General features: G+C 72.5%; 16 protein-coding genes. 10 read left to right on the plus strand and 6 right to left on the minus strand.

All coding sequences use genetic code 11. The features are described 5' to 3' along the window. Positions 1 to 38: 38 nt before the first annotated feature. Genes OM076_RS36710 through OM076_RS36725 form a run of 4 tightly spaced genes read left to right on the plus strand, consistent with a single transcriptional unit; the run spans position 39 to position 4,759 of the window. The gene (locus tag OM076_RS36710) at positions 39 to 503 is read left to right on the plus strand and encodes a hypothetical protein (RefSeq protein ID WP_270045151.1); all 465 of its coding nucleotides are present in this window, start codon (positions 39 to 41) and stop codon (positions 501 to 503) included. A gap of 5 nt (positions 504 to 508) precedes the next feature. Then, positions 509 to 1,816 (plus strand): hypothetical protein, encoded by a 1,308-nt coding sequence (locus OM076_RS36715; protein ID WP_270045152.1) that lies wholly within the window; start codon positions 509 to 511, stop codon positions 1,814 to 1,816. Between the two features lie 8 nt (positions 1,817 to 1,824). After that, the gene (locus tag OM076_RS36720; RefSeq protein ID WP_270045153.1) at positions 1,825 to 3,153 is read left to right on the plus strand and encodes a pentapeptide repeat-containing protein; all 1,329 of its coding nucleotides are present in this window, start codon (positions 1,825 to 1,827) and stop codon (positions 3,151 to 3,153) included. 10 nt (positions 3,154 to 3,163) lie between these two features. After that, complete coding sequence (locus tag OM076_RS36725; RefSeq protein WP_270045154.1) at positions 3,164 to 4,759, plus strand: alkaline phosphatase D family protein; 1,596 nt, start codon at positions 3,164 to 3,166, stop codon at positions 4,757 to 4,759. Here OM076_RS36725 and OM076_RS36730 read toward each other — a convergent pair whose 3' ends face one another. Beyond that, a complete protein-coding gene (locus OM076_RS36730) occupies positions 4,760 to 6,415 on the minus strand; it encodes a virginiamycin B lyase family protein (protein WP_270045155.1) in 1,656 nt (551 codons plus the stop codon). A gap of 38 nt (positions 6,416 to 6,453) precedes the next feature. On the opposite strand from OM076_RS36730, the gene OM076_RS36735 reads away from it, so the two are divergent. Continuing rightward, positions 6,454 to 6,657 (plus strand): hypothetical protein, encoded by a 204-nt coding sequence (locus OM076_RS36735; protein WP_270045156.1) that lies wholly within the window; start codon positions 6,454 to 6,456, stop codon positions 6,655 to 6,657. A 143-nt stretch (positions 6,658 to 6,800) separates the two neighbouring features. On the opposite strand, the gene OM076_RS36740 is transcribed toward OM076_RS36735, so the two are convergent. Next, entirely contained in the window at positions 6,801 to 7,379 is a 579-nt protein-coding gene (locus OM076_RS36740) for a histidine phosphatase family protein (protein WP_270045157.1), read from the minus strand. Between the two features lie 11 nt (positions 7,380 to 7,390). Here OM076_RS36740 and OM076_RS36745 point away from each other — a divergent pair, with 11 nt between their 5' ends. The 4 genes from OM076_RS36745 (at position 7,391) to OM076_RS36760 (ending at position 14,309) form a co-directional block, all read left to right on the plus strand. Next, entirely contained in the window at positions 7,391 to 9,157 is a 1,767-nt protein-coding gene (locus OM076_RS36745; RefSeq protein WP_270045158.1) for an acetyl-CoA carboxylase biotin carboxylase subunit, read from the plus strand. Then, positions 9,154 to 10,467 carry a M20/M25/M40 family metallo-hydrolase gene (locus tag OM076_RS36750; protein ID WP_270045159.1) on the plus strand — a complete coding sequence of 438 codons (1,314 nt, stop codon included), beginning with the start codon at positions 9,154 to 9,156 and terminating at the stop codon, positions 10,465 to 10,467. The genes OM076_RS36745 and OM076_RS36750 overlap by 4 nt, the downstream gene beginning before the upstream one ends. Before the next feature lie 73 nt (positions 10,468 to 10,540). Then, on the plus strand, positions 10,541 to 13,558 hold the full coding sequence (locus tag OM076_RS36755; RefSeq protein WP_270045160.1) for an AAA family ATPase: 3,018 nt from the start codon (positions 10,541 to 10,543) through the stop codon (positions 13,556 to 13,558). Positions 13,559 to 13,793: 235 nt separating this feature from the next. Beyond that, positions 13,794 to 14,309 (plus strand): RNA polymerase sigma factor, encoded by a 516-nt coding sequence (locus tag OM076_RS36760; protein ID WP_270045161.1) that lies wholly within the window; start codon positions 13,794 to 13,796, stop codon positions 14,307 to 14,309. Here OM076_RS36760 and OM076_RS36765 read toward each other — a convergent pair. From OM076_RS36765 to OM076_RS36775, 3 genes are read right to left on the minus strand one after another with little or no spacing between them, the layout of a single operon-like run. Further along, positions 14,279 to 15,436, minus strand: a complete 1,158-nt coding sequence (locus OM076_RS36765; protein ID WP_270045162.1) for an MFS transporter — start codon at positions 15,434 to 15,436, stop codon at positions 14,279 to 14,281. The genes OM076_RS36760 and OM076_RS36765 overlap by 31 nt on opposite strands. Positions 15,437 to 15,473: 37 nt before the next feature. Beyond that, a complete protein-coding gene (locus tag OM076_RS36770) occupies positions 15,474 to 15,653 on the minus strand; it encodes a hypothetical protein (RefSeq protein ID WP_270045163.1) in 180 nt (59 codons plus the stop codon). A gap of 49 nt (positions 15,654 to 15,702) precedes the next feature. Then, the gene (locus tag OM076_RS36775) at positions 15,703 to 16,713 is read right to left on the minus strand and encodes a substrate-binding domain-containing protein (protein WP_270045164.1); all 1,011 of its coding nucleotides are present in this window, start codon (positions 16,711 to 16,713) and stop codon (positions 15,703 to 15,705) included. A gap of 162 nt (positions 16,714 to 16,875) precedes the next feature. On the opposite strand from OM076_RS36775, the gene OM076_RS36780 reads away from it, so the two are divergent. Next, on the plus strand, positions 16,876 to 17,535 hold the full coding sequence (locus OM076_RS36780) for a hypothetical protein (RefSeq protein WP_270045165.1): 660 nt from the start codon (positions 16,876 to 16,878) through the stop codon (positions 17,533 to 17,535). Positions 17,536 to 17,541: 6 nt separating this feature from the next. Here the strand turns inward: OM076_RS36780 and OM076_RS36785 are convergent, their stop codons facing one another. Next, positions 17,542 to 20,364, minus strand: coding sequence for an ATP-binding protein (locus OM076_RS36785; protein WP_270045166.1), 2,823 nt, complete (start codon positions 20,362 to 20,364; stop codon positions 17,542 to 17,544). Between the last annotated feature and the right edge of the window lie 17 nt (positions 20,365 to 20,381).

The raw sequence follows: 20,381 nt of genomic DNA on the forward strand, positions 1-20,381 counted from the left end.
CCTGGCCGGCCGCACAGGACACCCTTAGCGTTGCGCGCGTGTCACGGCGCGCGCTCCTGCTCCTCCTCGTCCTCCTCGCCGGCTGCGGCACCGAGCCCGCGGCCGCGCCGAAGCGCGCCAAGCCCGACGCGCAGCAGGACCACGCCGCGATCCAGGCCCGCGTCGCGGCGTACGTGAAGTACATGCTCGCGGGCGACGGTGCCCGCGCATGCGCGCAGTTCACGCCCGCGTACCGCCGCGATCTTGATGCACGGGCGAAGGACGCCGGCATCGGCGACTGCGCCGAAGTCCTCTCGGCCTACGGCCAGACGGTGTCGACCGGGATGCCCAAGCGCTTTGCCGCGGACGCCGCCAAGCCCGAGCGGGTGGTCGTGCTGCAGGAGGGCGATACGGCCCAGGCGTCGGTGAAGTCCCCGAGCGGCGGGCTCAGCGTCAAGCGGACGCTGCTGCGACGCGTCGGCTCGCAGTGGCTGATCGACGAGCTCGGCCTCTCCCGCGGCTGACGCAGATGCTCCGCGGCCAGCGCGGCCAGACCGCCGCGGAGTACATGGGGATCCTGCTGCTGGTGGCGGCGATGATCGCCGCGATCTTCACCCTCGACCTGCCGGGCAAGCTGCGGCACGAGGTCGACGCCGCGGTCTGCCAGATCATCGGCGGCGACTGCGACTCCTCGCCGAAGGCCGCGGCGAAGACGCCCGGCGACGCCGACGGCGACGGCATGTCCGACGCCGACGAGCGCCGCCTCGGCACCGACCCCGCGAGCACCGACAGCGACCGCGACGGCATCCCGGACGGCCGGGAGATCGAGCTCGGCACCGACCCGGCGAACGCCGACAGCGACGGCGACGGCGTCCCCGACCGGCGCGAGGCCAACTCAGGCGGCAAGCTCGACCCGACCAGCGCCGACAGCGACGGAGACGGCCTGAGCGACGGCGAGGAACTGGCGCTCGGCACCAACCCGGCGTCGAAGGACTCCGACGGCTTCGACACGATCGGCGACGGGCTGACCGACGCGCAGGAGGTGGCGCTCGGCACCGATCCGAACCACTTCGACTCCGACGGCGACGGCAACCCGGACGGCTACGAGGTCGAGCGCGGCGACGATCCCACCAAGGACGGCCGGCCGCTGTACTCGAAGGCGTTCGACGCGTTCGTGCTCGACGACCCGGTCAGCCTGCTGCTCCCGACCGGCCCGGTCGCGAAGGCGCTCGGCAAGGGCTTCGAGCGCTTCGCGGTCGCGATGAAGGGCGCCTACAAGGCGCTGCGCGAAGCGAAGACGCTCGAGGAGGCGGCGAAGGCGCGGCGCCAGATCCTCGCCGTCTGGCGCGATCGCTTCAAGAAGGAAGGCTCACCGGCGCCGGCGGCCACGCCGCCGCCTTCCAGCGTCGACCCCGAGCGCCAGAAGCTGCTGCAACGGCTGCACGACGATCTGCGACGACGCGTGTTGAGCACGGACCCGGACAAGGGCGGCACGATCACCGCGAACTCGATCCGTGAGGCCGACGACGCGATCGCGCTCGAGAAGGCGGGAAGGGTCCCCACGATGCGTCGCGCCAACCCTAGGTCCGACAACGAACGCGGCGCGGACTTCGTGGACGCCAAGGGCCAGAAGTACGATCACAAGGTCGCGACTTCCGAGTTCAAGCCGTTCGACGCGAAGACGTTCACGCGGGAGGTCGAACGCGACGACATCCGCAACGGTGAGAAGATCATCCTCAACCGCGACGGCCTCGACGACGCCGGCTTGCGCTCGCTACTGCAGGAGATCGACGCCCGCGGGCTGCGCGACCAGTTCATCTTCTACCCGGATCTATGACGACCGCCATGAGCCACCTGGCCGACGCCGCTTACGTCGGTGCCGACCTCCGAGGCGTGAGCTTCGCCGGCTCGGAGGTGGACCGCGCCCACTTCATCCGCGCACAACTCACCCGCGCCGACTTCTCCAACGCCTACCTGAAGAAGACGGACTTCAGCGACGCCGTGATGCGCGGCGCCGTGCTGCGCGACGTCCGCGCCGAGAGCGCGAACTTCCACGGCGCCGACCTGCGCGGCGCCGATCTTCGCGGTGCCGACCTCGCCGCCGCATACCTGGTCGACGTCGACCTTCGGGGCGCTCGCCTCGACGGCGTGTACGTCAGTAAGGCGGCGATCGAGGATGTGCGCCTGGACGGCGCAAGCCTGCGTGGGCTGAGGCGGCTCGATGCGGCGCACGTGTACTCGATCATCGTCGGCGAGCAGCGGCTCGAAGGCGACGCTGCGCGAGCCTGGCTGAACGAGGCGGCCGGCGACGGCCTCCCACTCGAGGAGCTCGAACGCAAGCTCGCCCGTCCGCTCGCCCCCGCGGTCGTCTGGATCAATCAGAAGATCGATCTCTCCGGCGCCGGGCTCGGCGGTGCGGACCTCACCGGCCGTGATCTCTCCGAGGCGCTCCTGCTCGAAGCCGACCTCCGCGGGGCGAACCTCACGCGCGCCGACTTCACCCGCGCGTGGCTCTATGGCACCGACCTCGACGGAGCGCTGCTGGACGAAACCCGGCTCGCCGGTACTGGACTCAAAGGACTCAAGGGCACTCCGCGGATCGTCTCGATCGACACCGGCGACACCGTGCTCACCGGAGCAGCTGCGTCGGCCTGGCTCGAGGCGCGAGTCCGCCCACGCGACATGACCCGCGACACGCTGGTGAACGCCGACCTGGCCGGCGCGGACCTGATCGCAGTCCAACTGGAATACGCGGACCTGCGCCGCGCCAACCTCGAGGGGGCTGACCTCACGGGTGCCGACCTCGGGCATGCGACCCTCGACGAGGCGAACCTGCGCTCGGCCGTGCTGCGTGATGCGCACTGCGACGCGGCGAAATTCCATTGGACGGACGCGTCCGGCGCCGACCTGAGGCGGGTGGAGCTCACCGGCGCCGAATTCCTGCACACCGACCTCACCCACGCCCGCCTCGACGACGCAGGGCTCTACAACGCCGGGCTGCGGGGCGTCCGCCTCTATGGCGCAAGCCTCAGCGGTCTGCGCCACCTCGAGCACGCGTCGATCGAGTCGATCGACGTCGGTCCGCCCGGCGCGCCCGAGCTCCTCGAAGGCGACGCCGCGCGCGCGTGGCTGGTTCACCAGCAGACCGCATCCGCGTCGCCTGACGACGTGTAGGCTCGCGCGCATGCTGACCCGCCGAGCGATGCTCCGCCGCTCCGCTGCGGCGACCGCCGTCCTGCTGTTGCCCGAGGCCACCGCGCGCGCCGCCGCGCTGCGCGACGCGAAGTTCCGCCAGGGCGTGCTTTCGGGAGACCCGACCCCCGACGGGATCACGCTGCTGACGGTGATCGACGCCGAAGGGTCCGGCAGCGTGCGCCTGGAGGTCGCGACCGACGCCGCGTTCCGCAAGGTCGTCGCCTCGCGCTCGATCGCCACCAGCGCCGCCAAGGGTCACTCCGTCAAGGCCCGCGTCAAGGGCCTGAAGGCGCACGAGCGCTACTACTACCGCTTCGAGAGCAAGACCTCGCACTCGCCCGTCGGGCGCTTCCAGACCGCGCTCCCGGACGACTCCAACGAGACGGTCCGCTTCGGCTTCTTCTCCTGCGCCGACTACACGCACGGCTACTACAACGCCTACGAGCAGCTGCAGCGCGACGACCTGGACTTCGTCGTCTGCCTCGGGGACTACATCTACGCCGAGAGCTACCACGCCAAGGGCAAGACCGGCGTGCGCGACGACAAGATCGGCAAGGCCAACCGCGACAACCCGTCGATCGTGCGCGAGGCGGTCTCGCTCGCCGACTACCGCGACAAGTACGCGCTCTATCGCTCCGACAAGGCGCTGCGCGACGTGCACGCCAAGTTCCCGATGATCGCGACGTGGGACGACCACGAGGTGCAGGACAACTACGCCGGCCACGCGCCCGGCGGCGGCCTGGACCCGGCCAAGCACTACACCGCCGCTCGCAAGGCCGCGGGCTACAAGGCGTTCTTCGAGGCGATGCCGTTCTTCCAGACCGGCAAGAGCCGCGTCTACCGCGCGCTGCGCTTCGGCAAGAACGTCGACATGATCATGCTCGATCAGCGCCAGTACCGCGACGACCAGCCCTGCGGCGACGCGACCGTCGCGCCGTGCGCCGACCTCGACGCCCCGCGCGCCTTCCTCGGCCGCCCGCAGATGGACTGGGCCAAGCAGCGCCTCGCGAGCTCCGGCGCCGCCTGGAAGGTCGTCGGCAACGAGGTGATGATGATGAACGCCGAGCTGCCCGGCGGCGCGTACTACGGCTTCGATTCCTGGCAGGGCTACGTGACCGAGCGCGAGGAACTGCTCGCCCACATCAAGACCGCCGGCATCAAGGACGTCGTCTTCGTCACCGGTGACATCCACACGTTCATCGCGGGCGATGTGCGCACGGCGAAGAGCCGCGGCGAGTCGGTCGCGCTGGAGTTCGTGGGCGGCTCGATCACGTCGCAGTCCTTCGGCGAGACCGATCTGCCGATCGGCGGCGGCCAGGTGCTTAAGGGCAATGACGCCAACCCGAACACCGCGCCGGCGATCATCGACGCGCTGCGCGCGGTCAACCCGTGGGTCGACCAGGCCGACTTCGACCACCACGGCTACGGCGTGGTCGAAGCGACCGACAAGACCTTCGACGTCACGCTCAAGCGGGTGCAGACGATCAAGAAGCAGTCGAACGCGACGCTGCCGGCCACGGGGTTCCGTTACACGGTCGCCCGCGGCCAGACGTCGATCAAGGGCGTCAACGGCCCACCCGCCTGATCAGCAGCGCGACGTCTGCTTCGCCCCCGGCCGCAGGCAGGACCGGACGATCTTCGGGTCTTGCTTGCGACCGCGCACGGTCAGCAGCGCGGAGGAGCCGATCGTGCCCGGCTTGGTCACCCGGACCTCGAGCTTGGCGCCCTTGGACAGCTTGCGCTTCAGGCCGAAGCGCGAGCCCAGCGCCTTCTTGCCCTTCTTGAGGTTCTTGTAGGTCTTGCTCTTGAACGGGCAGCCCTTGCCCGAGCAGGAGACCTTGGCCGTTTCACCGCCGGTGAGACCGGAGATGTCGACCTTGCGCAGCGCCGTCCGCGAGCCGACGAAGGCCCAGCTGAACGTCGTGCGCGCGGCCAGCATGCGAGGGGGCGCTGGGCCGCACTGCTTGGCGCTGATCGCGGCAAGACGCAGCGCTCTAAGACAGATCGCCGGCCCCTGCGACACAAAGGTCGTGTCATCGCCGGTCGCGCTGCCCTCTTCATTGGTCGCGCGGACCCGCATGTGGTAGTTCGAGCCGGGCGCAAGACCCGTGAGCGTGGCCTGGACGGCCGCCGGCCCCACGCCCGCGGGCAGCGTCACCGGGGCTGACGTGGAGCCATAGGCCGTGGTCGGCCCGTAGTCGATGACGACCTGCGTCTCGTTGCCGCGCGGATCGACGGTGGCGGAAACGAAGGCCTCGGTCGTCGCCGCCCACACGGGAGCGAGGGTCGCCGGCTTCGGCGCACCGCTGAGGAAGCGGACGATTCGCGTGCTCGACTGGTCGGTGAAGTAGAGGTCGCCGTCGGGGCCGTTGACGATCTGCCACGGCTGACCCGTCGTGGGGTAGAAACGGAAGGTGCCGCCGGCGTCGATGCGGGCGAGGTTGGCGCTGGCCTTGCCTGTCACGTAGATGCGCCCGTCGGCTCCGGCCGCGATCCCGAACGCCTCGGTGAGCTTGTCGGCGCCCGCGGGGGCCAGCTCGGTCAGCGCGCCGCCGGTCTGGGTCGCCGGGAAGCGCCCGACGTGGCCCGTGTTGTAGAGCGTCACCCAGAGGTTCCCGGCACCGTCGGCGGCGATACCGTCCGGAGCGCTGCCCGCGGGAGCGTTGACGGCGGTCTCGACCGTCAGCCCCGCAGTGGGCGCGACGCGCCGGATCGCGTCATTGCCGGTGTCGGGGGCGAAGAGCTTCCCGCCGGCGAACTCGAGGTCGTAGACCGTGCCGAACCCCGGGGCGGTGTGAAGGTCCGTGCCGTCCGCGGCGACCGTGCCGAGGCGCCCGCACGTGGGGAGCGAGAAGAACACGCGGTTGGCGCTGCCGACGAGACCGACCGGACCGCAGGGAAGCCCGTTGACCGTGTGCGCGCTCGGCGTCGCCGCGATCGCGTCGAACCACACGAGCTGGCTCGCGCCCGTGACGGACACCCAGACGCGATTGTCCGGACCGGTCGCGACCGACGTCGGGTCGTCGCCCACGGCGTAACGATTGAGGACGGCGCCACCCGGCGTCATCCGCACCACGGAGTCATTGAACTCCTCCGCGACCCAGAAGTTCCCGTCCGGCCCGAGCACGATGCCGTTGGTGCCCGAGAGCAACGGGCCCCGGTCCTGGAACACGGCCGCCTGGGCCGACGAGGTGAAGAGCGCGGCCATCAGGCCGAGTGCCGCCAGGGTCCGTCCGAGCATCGGGCGACCGTACTGGAAGCGGGCGATACGCTCGCCGTATGAACCGCCGCCCGCGCCTCGAGCTGCATGGCAGCAGCACCTCGCCCGAGGAGGCCGCGGCCGTGATGGCGGCGATCGAGCAGTTCCTGCGCGACACCGCGCCGGCGGTCGCCTCTGAGCCGCCGCCGCCGAACCCGTGGGTGGCCGCCGCGCGGCTGGAGGGCGTCGAGCGCTTTCCGTCACGCGAAGCTTGGATGGGGTAACCGACCGGCTCGGCGGCCCCATGTGCCGGCCGGCCGGTTCCCACCTTTGCGCCGCTCCCTGCAAAAGGCCCCAGGTGCGAGGGAGCGGCGTTGAGCCTTCAAACGCGCCCGCTTGCGGGAACTTGCGGTGATTTCGCTCCCTGTCAGCCCACTGACAACGCGGGCACCCACCCGTAGGCCTCCACCTGCGGCGGAGACTGCGCCTTGAACACCGTCAAGCTGGCGTTCGCGGGTCCGGCGACCCGCTGCGGATCGGCGCCGGTGACGTGCGAGAGTGCCGCGCGGACGACCCCGCCGTGGCAGACCACGAGCCACGTCCCGCCGGCCGCGATCAGCTCGTCGAGCGCTCCGCCGACCCGCGCCTGCAGCTCCTCCCACGACTCGCCGTCGGGGGCCTTCAGTGCTCCTCCCCGCCACGCCGTCTCCGAGCCGGACGGGAAGTCGGAGAGCGAGCGACCGGCCCACGCTCCGGCGTTGATCTCCCGGAACCGGGCGTCGAGGCGGGCGCCGGGATAGCCGAGCAGCTCCGCGGTCTCGCGGGCGCGCTTGAGGTCGCTCGTGACCACGCGCCCTTCGTCGAACGGCGGCAGAGCGGGCTTCAACCGCTGCGCTTCGGCGCGTCCGGCGTCCGAGAGCGGCGGGTCGGCCTGGCCCTGGAGACGGGCCTGAGCGTTGTATGTCGATTGTCCGTGGCGGACCAGGAAGAGGCGGGCGGATAGCATGGCGCGCCCTGATGTTTACAAGGGTCCTGGTCGCCAACCGCGGCGAGATCGCCGTTCGTGTCATCCGAGCGCTCGACGAGCTCGGGATCGAGTCGGTCGCCGTCTACTCCGAGGCCGACCGTGACGCGCAACATGTCAAGCGTGCCACCGAGGCGTATCTGCTCGGTCCTGGTCCGGCTGCCGAGTCGTACCTGAACGTCGACAAGCTGCTCGAGGTGATCGAGCGCTCCGGCGCAGAAGCGGTGCATCCGGGCTACGGCTTTTTGGCCGAGAACGCGGCGTTCGCGCGGCGGCTCGAGGAGGCCGGGGTGACGTTCATCGGCCCGCCCGCCTCGGCGATCGACGCGATGGGATCGAAGACCAAGGCGCGCGAGCTGATGCAGGGCGCCGGCGTGCCGATCGTGCCGGGCACGACCGAGCCGGTCGAGTCGATCGAGGCCGCGTCGAAGATCGCCGAGGAGATCGGCTACCCGGTCGCGGTCAAGGCGGCGGGCGGCGGCGGGGGCAAGGGCTTCCGCGTCGCGCTGACGGCGGACAAGCTGGCCGACGCCTTCGAGGGCGCGGCGCGCGAGGGGGAGAAGTTCTTCTCTGACGCGACGGTCTATCTCGAGCGCTATCTGCCCGACCCGCGCCACGTCGAGGTGCAGGTGCTGGCCGACGCCCACGGCACCGTCGTCCATCTGGGCGAGCGCGACTGCTCGATCCAGCGCCGTCATCAGAAGCTGATCGAGGAGTCGCCGGCGCCGTTGGTGGATGAGGAGTTGCGGGCGCGGATCGGCAAGATCGCCGTCGATGCCGCGCTGGCCGTCGACTACCGCGGGGCGGGCACGATCGAGGGTCTGCTGTCCGAGGACGGCGAGTACTTCTTCTTGGAGATGAACACCCGCGTGCAGGTCGAGCACTGCGTGACCGAGGCGGTCACCGGCGTGGACATCGTGCGCGAGCAGATCCTGATCGCCGCCGGCGAGCCGCTGTCCTTCGGGCAGGAGGACATCCGCTGGCACGGGCACGCGATCGAGTGCCGGATCAACGCCGAGGACGCGTCGAAGAACTTCGCGCCCGCCCCCGGAACGATCGCGGCCTATCGCGAGCCGTCAGGCCCGGGTGTCCGCGTCGACTCGGGTGTGCTGGCGGGCTCGGAGATCTCCCCGCTGTATGACCCGATGGTGGCCAAGCTGATCGTCTGGGACGCCGATCGCGAGAAGGCGACCCGGCGGATGGCGCGGGCGCTGAAGGAGTTCGAGATCGAGGGCGTCAAGACCCTGATCCCGTTCCACAAGGCGATCATGGCCAGCTCGCAGTGGGCCAACGGGGAGACCTGCCGCGACCTGATCGAGGACCGCAAGTGGCTCAAGGGCCTCGCGACGCCGGCGCCGGAGAAGGCCGAGGACAACTCGGAGGTCGTCGCGCGCGACTACGTCGTCGAGGTCTCCGGCAAGCGCTTCAGCGTGACCGTGCACGGCGAGGCGCTCGCGGGCTCCGCGAACGGCGGCGCGCCATCCTCCGCCGCCGCGAAGCCGAAGCCCAAGCGCGAGCGCAAGTCGTCCGGCGGCGGTGGCAGCGGCGGCGACACGCTCGCCTCCCCGATGCAGGGCAACGTGTTCAAGGTGCTGGTCGAGAAGGGCGCAGACGTCGAAGAGGGCGCGCTGGTCTGCATCATCGAGGCCATGAAGATGGAGAACGAGATCACCGCGCACAAGGCGGGCAAGATCGCCGAGCTTCCGATCTCCGAGGGTGACTCGGTGACCGCTGGAGACACGCTGGCGGTGATCAAGTGAGTTCGCTGTTCGACGAGGCCGTCGACTGGTTGAAGATCCCGTCGATCTCGGCGGGCGAGCGCAACGACGCGGGGCTGCGCAAGGCGGCCGAGTGGGCGTTGAAGCGCGTGCTCGACGCGGGCGGGACGTGCGAGCTGGTGGAGACCGCCGGCGGCGCCCCGCTGGTCGTGGGCGAGCTGCGCGCGTCCTCGCGTGACGACGCGCCGACGGTGATGATCTACGGGCACTACGACGTCCAGGATCCCGGCGATCCCGCCGACTGGACCTCGCCCGCCTTCGAGCCGACGGTCCGCGACGGCCGTCTGTATGCCCGCGGCGCGACCGACGACAAGGGCAACTTCCTCCCGCTGCTGCACGTCGCCTGCGCGATGGCCGCCGAGGGGACGCTCCCGGTGCATATCCGCGTGCTGATCGAGGGCGCCGAGGAGACCGGTTCCGACGACGTCGGCGAGTGGGTGCGCGCCGACGACCGCGGCGCCGACGCGGTGATCGTCTTCGACAGCGGCATGATCGACGCCGCGACGCCCGCGCTCACGCTCGCGACGCGGGGCATGGTCTTCGCCCACATCGAGATCCGCACCGGGACGCAGCCGGCGCACTCCGGCATGTACGGCGGCGCCGCGCTGAACGCGTTCCATGTCCTCCATCGCGTGCTGAGCGCCGTCCTCCCCGGCCCCGACGGGCGACTGCCTGAACCGCTGCGCGAGGGCGTGATCGCGCCCTCGGAGGCGGAGCTCGAGAGCTGGAAGACCCTGCCGGGCGGTGACGGCGAGCTGGCGCAGGTCGGTGCGCGGCCTTCCGACGCCAACGCGGTCGAGGAGTTCTACGTCCGCACCACCGCCGAGCCGTCGCTGGACGTGCACAAGGTCGAGGGCGGCCAGGCGCGGACGATCGTCGTACCGGTCGTCTCCGCCGATCTGTCGGTGCGGATCGTCGGCGGGCAGCGCTCGGAGGTGGTCGCGGCCAACCTCGAGACGCTGCTGCGCGACGCGCTGCCCGACGGCGCCGAGCTGCTCTTCAGCGCCGACCGCGCCGAGGCCTCGGCGTTCGATCCCGAGACGCCCGCGCTGCTCGCCGCGCGGCGGGCGCTGGCGAGCGTCGGCGGCAAGGACGCGACGCTGTGCCGCACCGGCGGGACGCTCCCGATCCTGGCCGCGTTCGCCGAGCGTGGCATCCCGGCGATCGTCTCGGGCTTCTCGCTCCCCGACGACGCGCTGCACGCGCCCAACGAGTCCTACCGGCTCGTCGCGCTCGAACAGGGCGAGCAGGCCGCTCGCGCGCTCTACGAGGAGCTGGCCGGGCTGCGGTGACGGAGCCCGGACCCCGCCAACCCCGGGCCCGCCACCCCGACCGCGGGCCTCGGGCGTACCGAGGCGGCGCAGGGTGCTGACCCTCGAGCAGCTGCTCGACGGTCTGCGGGCGCTGCCGAAACCGGAGCGCCGAGCCGCTGCGCTGCTCGCCAACGAGGCCTTTCAGCGCGTCATCGACCTGCTCGCCGAGCAGGACGAGGACGCGCTGCTGGTCAGCGCCGGCGGCGACGACGGGCTCGTGGCCGCGGCGGCGCTCGAGGCGCTGCGCCGCCGGCCGTCGAGCCCCGACACGATCGGGCGGCGGCTGTTCGAGCAGCTCGAGCGGGTGCGCGGGCAGCGCGGGGTCTTCCTCCTGCGGGCGCTGGATGCGCACTCAGACGACGCGTTCATGACGCTCGTGTTCAGCCGCGTCGGGGTCCCGTGGCGCGGCGCGGCTTTGACGGCGCTGCGCGAGATCGCGTACCGCCGGCGCGACGAGCCGGTCGCGGTCGCCGGCATCCCGGAGGACCACATCGACGCCGCTGGGGCGCTGGCGGAATCCCTCCGCGGGACGCTCGCCGACAGTGCCATCGAGGCCGTCAAGGCCCTCGCCGCACAGCGCAGCGTCGCCAACCAGCTCCGGTCGATCGCCCGGGTCCGGCGCGCGGGCGAGATCCTGGAGGCGGGTGCGCGGCTCCTGCCCGACGAGGCGTTCGACCGCGACGTCGCGGCGCTGGCCGAGAGCATCCGCGGCGACAAGCCGCTGCTGATCGTCGGCGAGCGCGGGAGCGGGCGGCTGAGCCGGCTGCGAGGCGCGGCGGCGCTGCTGGCCGCCGAGGGGTGGATGGCGTTCGAGGCGGGCGCGGCCGAGATCAACGCGGGCATGACCTACGTGGGTGAGCTGGAGGGGCGCATCCGGCACCTCGTGCGCACGCTCGACGACGCGCGGGTGCTGTGGATCGCGCCGTCGTTCGAGGCGCTGTTGTACGCGGGCGTCACGCGCCAGAACCCGCAGGGCGGCGCGCTCGACCTGCTGCTCGCCGGGATGGCCGACGCGAAGGTGCACGTGGCGGGCATCCTCGCTCCCGGCCCGTACGAGCGCCTGATCCGCGCGCGGCCGCAGTTGCGCGAGGCGTTCGACGTCGTGCGGGTCGAGCCGATGGACGAGCCGCGCACGCTCGCCCTCGCCGCCCGGGCCGCGCCCGGCACCGATCGCGCCGTGCTGCGCGAGGCGCTCGCACTCGGCCGGCACTTCCTCGGCGACGCGGCGCTGCCGGGCGCGCTGCTCGGGCTGCTGGAGGCGACGCGCCGGCGCCGGCCCGGCGACGACCCGCTGACGATGAGCGACGTCTTGTCGACGATCACGGAGCGCTCCGGGCTGCCCGCGTCGCTGTTGGACGAGCGCGAGCGGCTCGACGTGGGCGGGCTGCGGACGTTCTTCAACGCGCGGGTGATCGGGCAGCCCGAGGCGGTCGAGTGCATGATCGAGCGGGTGGCGCTGCTGAAGGCGGGGCTGACCGACCCCACGCGCCCGCAGGCCGTGCTGCTGTTCGTCGGGCCGACGGGGACGGGCAAGACCGAGATCGCCAAGGCGCTCGCGGAGTACCTGTTCGGGTCCCCGGACCGCATGATCCGGCTCGACATGAGCGAGTACCAGAATCCCGGCGCCGCGCGGCGGATGCTGGGCGACGGGGAGCTCGACGATGCGTCCCTGGTCGCCCGGATCCGGCGCCAGCCGTTCAGCGTCGTGCTGCTCGACGAGTTCGAGAAGGCCGAGCCGGGGGTCTTCGACCTCTTCCTCCAGGTGTTCGACGACGGCCGGCTGAGCGACCCCCGTGGCGAGCCCGCGGACTTCCGCCACGCCGTGATCGTCATGACCTCGAACCTGGGGGCGAAGGTGGTCACCGGCGGGCTGGGCTTCTCACCGGCGACGGGCTTCGCCGAGGCGACGGTCAGCTCCGCGGTCACGCGGGCGTTTCGGCCGGAGTTCCTGAACCGGATCGATCGCACGGTCGTCTTCCGCCCGCTGTCGCGGCCGGTCATGCGGGAGATCCTGGCGGGTGAGCTGGAGAGCGTGCTGGCCCGGCGCGGGCTGCGCGGACGCCAGTGGGCGGTCGAGTTCGACGACTCGGCGCTCGAGTTCCTCCTGGCCGAAGGCTTCACTCCGGACCTCGGCGCGCGGCCGCTGAAGCGGGCGGTCGAGCGGCACTTCCTGACGCCGCTGGCGCTCGCGATCGCCGGGCACGACTACCCGGGCGGGGACCAGTTCCTGTTCGTGCGCGCGGGTGGGACGGCGCTGAAGGTCACGTTCGTCGACCCGGACGCGTCGGCCGGCCCCGCTACGCCGGCGAGCACGGAGCCGGTCACGCTGCGCGCGCTGGCTCGCGAGGGCAAGGGGTCGCTCGAGCCGCTGGAGGAGGCGTTCGGCGAGGTCTCCGGTCGTGTCGCCGACCCCGACTGGCAGGCGGTCAAGGGCGAGCTGCTGGCGCGGATGGGCGACGCGGGCTTCTGGGAGGACGAGGGCCGCGCCGCGGTGCTCGGCGGGATCGAGCTGCGCGACCGGATCGAGTCCGGCCTGCGCAGCGCGAACTCCCTGATGCACCGGATCCGCTCCGCCCGCCGCCCACCGGCCGAGCTGGTCCGCCGCGCGGCCCAGCGGGTGCTGCTGCTGGGTTCGGCGCTCGACGCTTTGGAAGCGGGTGAGCCGGCCGACGCGACCCTCCGCGTCGACGGCGACCCCGAGTTCGCACCCCGGCTCGCGGCGATGTACCACGCCTGGGCCCGCGAGCGCGGCATGCGCCTCGAAGGCGCGGAAGAACCCGCCAACCGCCGCTACCGCTGGCAGGCGACGGTCACCGGCTTCGGCGCGCTCCAGACCCTCCGCCCCGAATCCGGCCTGCACGTCCTCGAGGTCCCCGACGGCCGCGGCGGCTACGACCGCCGCCGCGTCCGCGTCACCGTCACCCCCGAGATCGGCCCGCCCGCGTCCCGCACCCAGATCGTCCGCCGCTACCGCGAACGCCCAACCCCACTCGTCCGCGACGCCGTCCGCGGCTGGCGCACCGGCCGCCTCGACACGGTCCTCGCGGGCGGCTTCGACCTCCTCGAATGACCTTAACGCCCATCTAAGGGGCCAGACCCCTTAGGTGGCCTTTAGGTCGAAACGGCTCTACGCCGGGCCGCGCGAAACCTAAGCGCGAGATAAGGGGCCAGACCCCTTAGGTGGGGTTTAAGTACGGTTGGCCGCACCCGGACGGGGTGCGGGTGGCCGTATGGGGGAAAGATGCGGGGCGATGTTCAGGGACGGCCCTGACGCGGTAGGGGCCGGTGGGCGAGAAAGTCGTCCCATGACCGAGACCGAGCTCGTCCGTGCCGCTGCTGCCCGTGACCCCCAGGCCATGACCGTGCTCTACCGCACCCACTTCGACCCGCTCCGCCGGCGCGCGCTCGCGATCACCGGATGTCCCGAGGACGCCGCCGACGCCGCCCAGGACGCGCTGCTGGCGACGTTCGATCGCCTGCCCCAGCTCGACGCCGACGCGCTGCAGTTCGGCGCCTACGCGACCACCGCCGCCCGCCACCACGCGTTCAAGCGCCGCCGCGTGATCGCCGAGCCGGTGGAGGAGATCTCCGACGAGGACCCGCTCGCCGGGCTCGAGCGCGAGGAGCTGCAGCGCCGCGTGCGCGACGCGATCCGCGAGCTCCCCGAGCGCCAGCGCCGCGTGATCTTCCGCGCCGACTTCGAGGAGCTGCCCCGCGACGAGATCGCCAAGGAGTTCGGGCTGACCGAGAACGCGATCGGGCAGCTGCTCTTCCGCGCCCGCCGCAACCTTCAGTCGACGCTGGCGACCACCCGCGCCTGAGCGCGCGTCACCAGCGTCAGCCCCGTCGCCGCGCACGCCAGCGCGACCGGGACGACCGCCAGCGCGGCGGTCAAGGAGGTGGCGTCGGCCAGCGCGCCGACCGTCAAAGGAGCGAGCAGCACCGCGAAGGAGGTCATGAAGACCGCCCGCCCGCTCGCCAGCTGCGCCCGATCCGGGGCCAGCGCGACGGTCACCGACAGGCCGAGCGGGAACAGGTTCCCGAGGCCGAGGCCGAGCAGCGAGAGCCCGACCAGCGCCTGCAGAGACGACGCGGCCGGCCACAGGATCGCGAACCCGAACGCGGTGATGACGAGCGCGATCGCGAGCAGGCGATGCGGCGTATGGCGGCGGGCGAGCGCGCTGCCGGCGATCCGCCCCACGACCACGCCGCCGAAATAGCCGACCATCAACGTCACCGACGCGTCGGCCGAGACATCCGCGGCGTCCTCGACGAAGCTCGCGCCCCACGCGGCGATGCACCACTCCGCGGCGGTGGTGCAGAAGAGCATCGCCGCGGCGACCCAGAAGGCCGCCGGGAGCGCGCGACCGCCCGAAGCGCCGGCGACCGGGGGCGTCTCGATCGCCGCGCGGCGGCCCGACCACCAGGCCAGCGCGGGCACGACGAGCGAGGCGAGCAGCGCCGCACGCCAGCCCACGCCGATCGCCGACGTCAGCGACAACGCCCCGATCAGCACCACGTAGGCGACGCTCGCCGCGACGTTGGCCTCGGTCAGCGCGATCGCGCGCCGCTCACCGTGATGGTCGGACAGCAGCGCCTGGATCGTCACCAGCAGCAACCCGCCGGCGACGCCCATCAGCAGCAGCGAGCCGATCGTCGCCTCCGCCGAGCGGCCGGCGGTGAGCCCGATCGCGGCCACGCCCATCACGGCGGCCGAGAGCCAGAACAGCGCCCGCCGGCCGATCGCCCGCTCGATCGGGCCGCAACTCAGACCCGCGAAGAGCGCACCCGCGGCGAACGCCGCGACGTGCAGCCCACCGACGCTGTAGCTCAGGTGGAACTCGTCGCGGAGGTGGGAGACGACGAGCCCCGGCGCCGCCTGAAGATACGCAAACCACGCGAGGAGCGCGTAGGCGATCCAGGTGACTCGATCGCGTGTGAACGCCATGACCAGTTACACGGTATATCGATAAACCACACGATGTTCAACCTCTCGCGAATCGGCGTGGAGTGGAGTCCGCGTCGAGCGCGTACTCGGGCACCGAGACACAGCGGCCGTCGTCGAACTGCACCCGCCAGCGCCGCTGGATCCACCCGGCCATGCCGACGACCGTCCCGGCCACGCCCGCCGCGATCCCCTCGGGCAGCGGCTGGGTCGTGATCACACGGCTGCCGACGTCAATATCAGCTGAGGCGGGGGTACCCACGCGGGCTTTAACGCACGGAAACGCGAAAGCCTTCGGTCGTATCCCTGACGACTAGTTCCCAGGGCTGCGGCTCGACCGGTCCTGTCGCCCCGCGGGCGATCAGCTCGGCGCAGCGGCGGCCCTGCTCGCGCAGCGACTGGCGCACCGTCGTCAGCCCCGCCCGCTCGCCGTCGCGCGTGTCGTCCCAGCCGACGATCGACAGCTCGCGCGGCACGTCCAGCCCGCGCGCGGCGGCCGCTCGCAGCGCGCCGATGGCGAGCTCGTCGCTCATGCACAGCAGCCCGGTCGGCGGCTCGGCGCCGTCGAGCAAGGCTCCGGCGGCAGCCTCGCCGTGCGCGCGGTCGTTGAGCTCGACCTCACGCCCGACCGTCACGCCATAGCCCTCGAGCCGCCCGCGGGTCACGCGGTGCGCCGGCACTTCGTCGCGCAGCGGCCTGTCCGCGCGATCGGCAAGCGAGAACGGCAGGCTGACCACCGCCAGGCGGGTGTGGCCGAGCGCGCGCAGGTGCGCCGACGCCGCGGCAGCGGCCGCGCGCTCGTCGATCGCCACGAGCGGATACCCCTCGAGCGCCGGCCCGCTCTGGACGATCACGGGCAGCCGCCGGCGCAGCGCGGCGGTGACGAGCGGATGCCCGTCGGGCAGCGAATAGAGCACGAAGGCGTCGACCGCGGCATCCATCACGAGCGCCGCGTCGCCCTCGCCGCCGGTCGCCGGGACGAGATGCAGCGCGATGCCCCCGCGCGCCAGCCCGCGCAGGAACTCGATCGCCGCGGGGTCGTCGAACGCGTAGGACAGCGCCTCGCCGAGCACGACGCCGAGCACACCCGTCTTGCCGCGCCGGAGCGAGCGGGCGAGCACGTTCGGCCCCGAGTAGCCGAGCTCGTCGGCCTTGGCGAGGATGCGCTCGCGCAGCTCGGGCGAGAGCTTCTCCGGCCGGTTGTACGCGTTCGACACCGTCATCGCCGAGACGCCGAGCGCCTCGGCGACGGTCGCGAGCGTGACCCGTGCGCCTCCCACGGGGAGTGATCCTAGGAGTTACCCGCACCCTGACGGGTACGGTCGGGGCGTCGCAGGTGGCAAACGTCGGGGACGCAGATCAGGGGTCGCACCCGACGCTGCGCGGCTCGCCAGGCGACAGCATGCGGAGCGTCAACCCCCTCCCCACTCAGGAGTCTCCCAATGCGCATCACCGCCGGTTTCCTCGCCCTCGCCACTGCTCTCACGCTCGGCCTCACGGGCGTCGCCTCCGCTCAGCAGACGGGCCCCGCGGGTCCCATGGGCCCGATCGGGCCTGTCGGTCCGATGGGCCCGGCCGGTCCGATGGGTCCCCTCGGCCCCAAGGGCATGATCGGCCTGACCGGACCGAGCGGCCCGAAGGGCGCCACGGGTGCGACGGGCCCGGCCGGCCCCGCGGGCCCCGCCGGACCGTCGTTCGCCCGCGGGCACTTCCGCTCCGGCACCCACACCGCCGGCACCTCGTACGTGACGATGGCGACCGTCGACATGCCCAAGGGCCTCTACGTCGTCAACGGCAAGGCCAGCACCTACCAGAAGGAGATCCTCGGGACGACGTGGTACGCGATGGTCAGCTGCCGCCTGCTGCAGAAGTCCGCGGCGGGCGCGGAGACGGTCCTGGACACCTCGCACACGGAGGTCTCCGACGACGGCAGCGAGCGCGCGACGCTGTCCGTGATGGCGTTCGCCGACGTGCCCGACGGGACCGACAAGCTGATGCTGCAGTGCAAGGACGACGGCGGCATCGGCGGCGAGATGAACGAGCTCAACAACCTCAAGGTGATGGCGCAGCAGGTCGGGGGCTACACGCTGGCCATCAACTGACCCGGGTCACGCCACCTCGGCAGGCGCTTGATCGAGCGCCTGCGCGAGGTGCTTGCGCGAGCGGACGCCGAGCTTCATGAACGCCCGCCCGAGGTGCGTCTCGACGGTCTTCTCGGTCACGAACAGCGCCTGGGCGATCTCGCGGTTGGTCTGGCCGCCGGCGGCCATCTCCGCCACCCGCAGCTCGCTGGGCGTCAGCCCGTCACGCCCCGCCGCGGCGGTCCGCCGCGGCCGGGCCCCGGACGCCACCAGCTCGCGGTGGGCCCGCTCGACCAGCGGCGTCGCACCCGCCGCGGCGGCGCCCTCCTGCCCGTCGCGCAGGTGCTCGCGGGCCTCGTCGCGCTTGCCGGAGCGCAGCAGCGCAGCGCCGAGGTCGATCCGGGCGCGAGCGAGCTCCAGCGCGCCCCGCGAGGTCTCCAGCACCGCGACCGTCTCGCGCAGCAGCGACAACCGCCGCGTTCCCGTCTCCGCCAGCGCGGCGGCGCGCAGCGCGACCCCGATCGCCCGCGGCATCCCGATCGCCCGCGCCAGCACGACCTCGGCGCCGGCCAGCTCGCGCGCCTGCTCGAGCCGGCCGAGCCGCAGGCACACCTCCGCCGCCGCCGACCGCCAAGCGATGATCTGCGGCGACCCGACTCCCATTTCCAGCTCGCGCGCACCACAGGCCAGCAGCTCGGCGAGCCCGCCCTCGAGATCGCCCAGCTCGGCCCGCAGCCAGCCCCGGGCGTACAACGCATGGCTGAACGGCAGATCGTCGGACCGCTGCGTCGCCACGAAGTCGTCCGCCACTGACAGCATCTCCGGGCCGGCCGTGCCGCGATCGAGCGACGCGAAGACGAACGCGTTGAGCGCCAGCGCGAGATAGCCCTGCGTGCCATGGACCACGCTGCGCAGGTCCAGCGCCGCGACGGCGTCGGCCTCGGCGGCGCTCAGCCGCCCTAGCCGGTAGAGCAGCAGGGCGCGAGCGCTGGAGGCCGCCGCGAGGCGAGCGTAGGCGCCGAGCCTGCGGGTCTCGTCGACCGCCCGGCTGTACAGGCGCTCAGCCTCGTCGAAGCGCTCGGCGAACTGGAGCGCCGTCGCCCCGGTGATGAGGACGTGACCTTCCGTCGTGCTCTCCGCCCCGGAGAGACCGCGCCGCGCCAGGTCGGCGTAGCGCTCGGCCGGGTGTCCCTGGATGACGCCCTCGACCGCGCAGGCGATCAGGTGCAGACGGTCCAGCGGGGTACGCGCGACTGCGGGCGCGGAGATCTCCGCGAGCTCAGCGGCGACGAGCGGTCGGGCGACGAGCGAGATGTACGCCGAGGAGATGACCTCGATGTGGAGCGCCTCGGCGAGGTCGGCGTCCGCGTCCGACAGCTCGGTCAAGGCGCTCTTCAGGACGGCGATCGCCGCCGGTGAGTCACCGGCGAGCTTCAAGCAGCGGGCGAGGCCGAGCGCGGCGCCGGCTCGCGCTTGCGGCCCCTCGGCCAGCCGCATCGCCTCGCGATAGCTCTCAGCGGCCGCGGGCACACCGGCCCGGCCCTCCGCGTTCGCCAGCTCGCTGTAGACCGTCGCGAGGTCGGCCGGCGGCTCGGCCAGCGCGCGCCGCAGGTGCGCGGCGGCGGCGAGCGGGTCGCCGAGCGAGAACGCCCGGGCCGCGGCCAGCCGCAGTGCCTCGACCACCCACTCGTCCCCGCGCGGCGCCGTCAGCGCGAGCTGCGAGGCGACCTCCTCCGGCGCACCGCCGCGCGTGTGCAGCAGCCGGGCGGCGCGGCCGTGGCCCTCGGTGCGCGCGCGGACCGGCAGGTCGTGGTAGATCGCCGAGAGGACGATCGGGTGCACGAAGGCGAGCCGGTCACCGTCGCGGGTCAGGACGTCCGCCCGGCAGAGCGCTTCGAGCGCCTCCTCGGCGGTGGGCGCGTCCAGGCCTGCGAGCTCGGCGGCGAGCGTCGGGTTGGCGCCCTCGCCGAGCAGCGCGACCGCGCGCGCCATCTCCGGCGCGGTCGGCGGCAGGCGGTGCAGCCGCTGCAGGACCACGGTGGAGATCGCCTCAGGCCCCAGCTCCCGGACGGCTGCGGCCTCGGCGTCTGTCGCACTTAGCTGCTTGTCCAACACGTCGTGCAGGAGCTCGCGTACGAGGAACGGGTTGCCGCCCGTGGTCTCGTGACAGGCCTCGCAGAACCCCGCCCCGGCGGCGGGATCGATCGCCGAGCGCACCCACTGGCCGACGGCGGCGCCGGTCAGCGCGGGCGGCCGCAGGACGCGGGTGCCGGGGTCGGTGACGAGGCCGCGCAGCACCTCGCTCTCCTGCTCGGCGCGTGGGCGGGTGCCGAGCACGAGCGCGACCGGCAGGTCCTCGAGCCGCCGCGCGAGGAAGCCGAGGAAGCTCAGGCTGGGCTCGTCGGCCCACTGGGCGTCGTCGACGCAGACCAGCAGCGACCCGTCCGCGGCGAGGTTCGCGCACAGCCAATAGAGGCCGTGCAGGCGAGCGTAGGAGGATTCGTCGAGGCCGGCGCCGGCGGCGTCGAACATCGACCGGGTGAGGCCGGCGGCGCCGGAGAGCCAGCGGTCGCGCTCCTCTTCGGCGGCGGCGAAGAGCGCCGGCTCGAACAGCTGACGGACGACGCCGAACGTGAATGAGCGTTCGAGCTCGGACGCGCGCGCGTGCAGCGTGCGCATCCCCGCCTCGCGAGCGGCGGCGCGCGTCGCGGCGAGCAGGCGGGTCTTGCCGATCCCGCCCGGCCCTTCCACGGCGAGCACCTGGCCCTGCCCGGCGCGGGCATTGGCCAGCGCGGCGTCGAGCGCCAGGAGCTCCTCCTCGCGCTCGAGCAGATCGAGGATCCCTTGCACGCAGCGCTCATCCTACG

Source organism: Solirubrobacter ginsenosidimutans (genome assembly GCF_027587205.1).

What these genes read in the sequence shown, in the direction of transcription:
- OM076_RS36715 (WP_270045152.1), top strand. Translation starts at nt 509, where the DNA reads ATGCTCCGCGGCCAGCGCGGCCAGACCGCCGCGGAGTACATGGGGATC.
- OM076_RS36720 (WP_270045153.1), top strand. Translation starts at nt 1,825, where the DNA reads ATGAGCCACCTGGCCGACGCCGCTTACGTCGGTGCCGACCTCCGAGGC.
- OM076_RS36725 (WP_270045154.1), top strand. Translation starts at nt 3,164, where the DNA reads ATGCTGACCCGCCGAGCGATGCTCCGCCGCTCCGCTGCGGCGACCGCC.
- OM076_RS36730 (WP_270045155.1), bottom strand. Translation starts at nt 6,415, where the DNA reads ATGCTCGGACGGACCCTGGCGGCACTCGGCCTGATGGCCGCGCTCTTC.
- OM076_RS36735 (WP_270045156.1), top strand. Translation starts at nt 6,454, where the DNA reads ATGAACCGCCGCCCGCGCCTCGAGCTGCATGGCAGCAGCACCTCGCCC.
- OM076_RS36740 (WP_270045157.1), bottom strand. Translation starts at nt 7,379, where the DNA reads ATGCTATCCGCCCGCCTCTTCCTGGTCCGCCACGGACAATCGACATAC.
- OM076_RS36745 (WP_270045158.1), top strand. Translation starts at nt 7,391, where the DNA reads ATGTTTACAAGGGTCCTGGTCGCCAACCGCGGCGAGATCGCCGTTCGT.
- OM076_RS36760 (WP_270045161.1), top strand. Translation starts at nt 13,794, where the DNA reads ATGACCGAGACCGAGCTCGTCCGTGCCGCTGCTGCCCGTGACCCCCAG.
- OM076_RS36765 (WP_270045162.1), bottom strand. Translation starts at nt 15,436, where the DNA reads ATGGCGTTCACACGCGATCGAGTCACCTGGATCGCCTACGCGCTCCTC.
- OM076_RS36780 (WP_270045165.1), top strand. Translation starts at nt 16,876, where the DNA reads ATGCGCATCACCGCCGGTTTCCTCGCCCTCGCCACTGCTCTCACGCTC.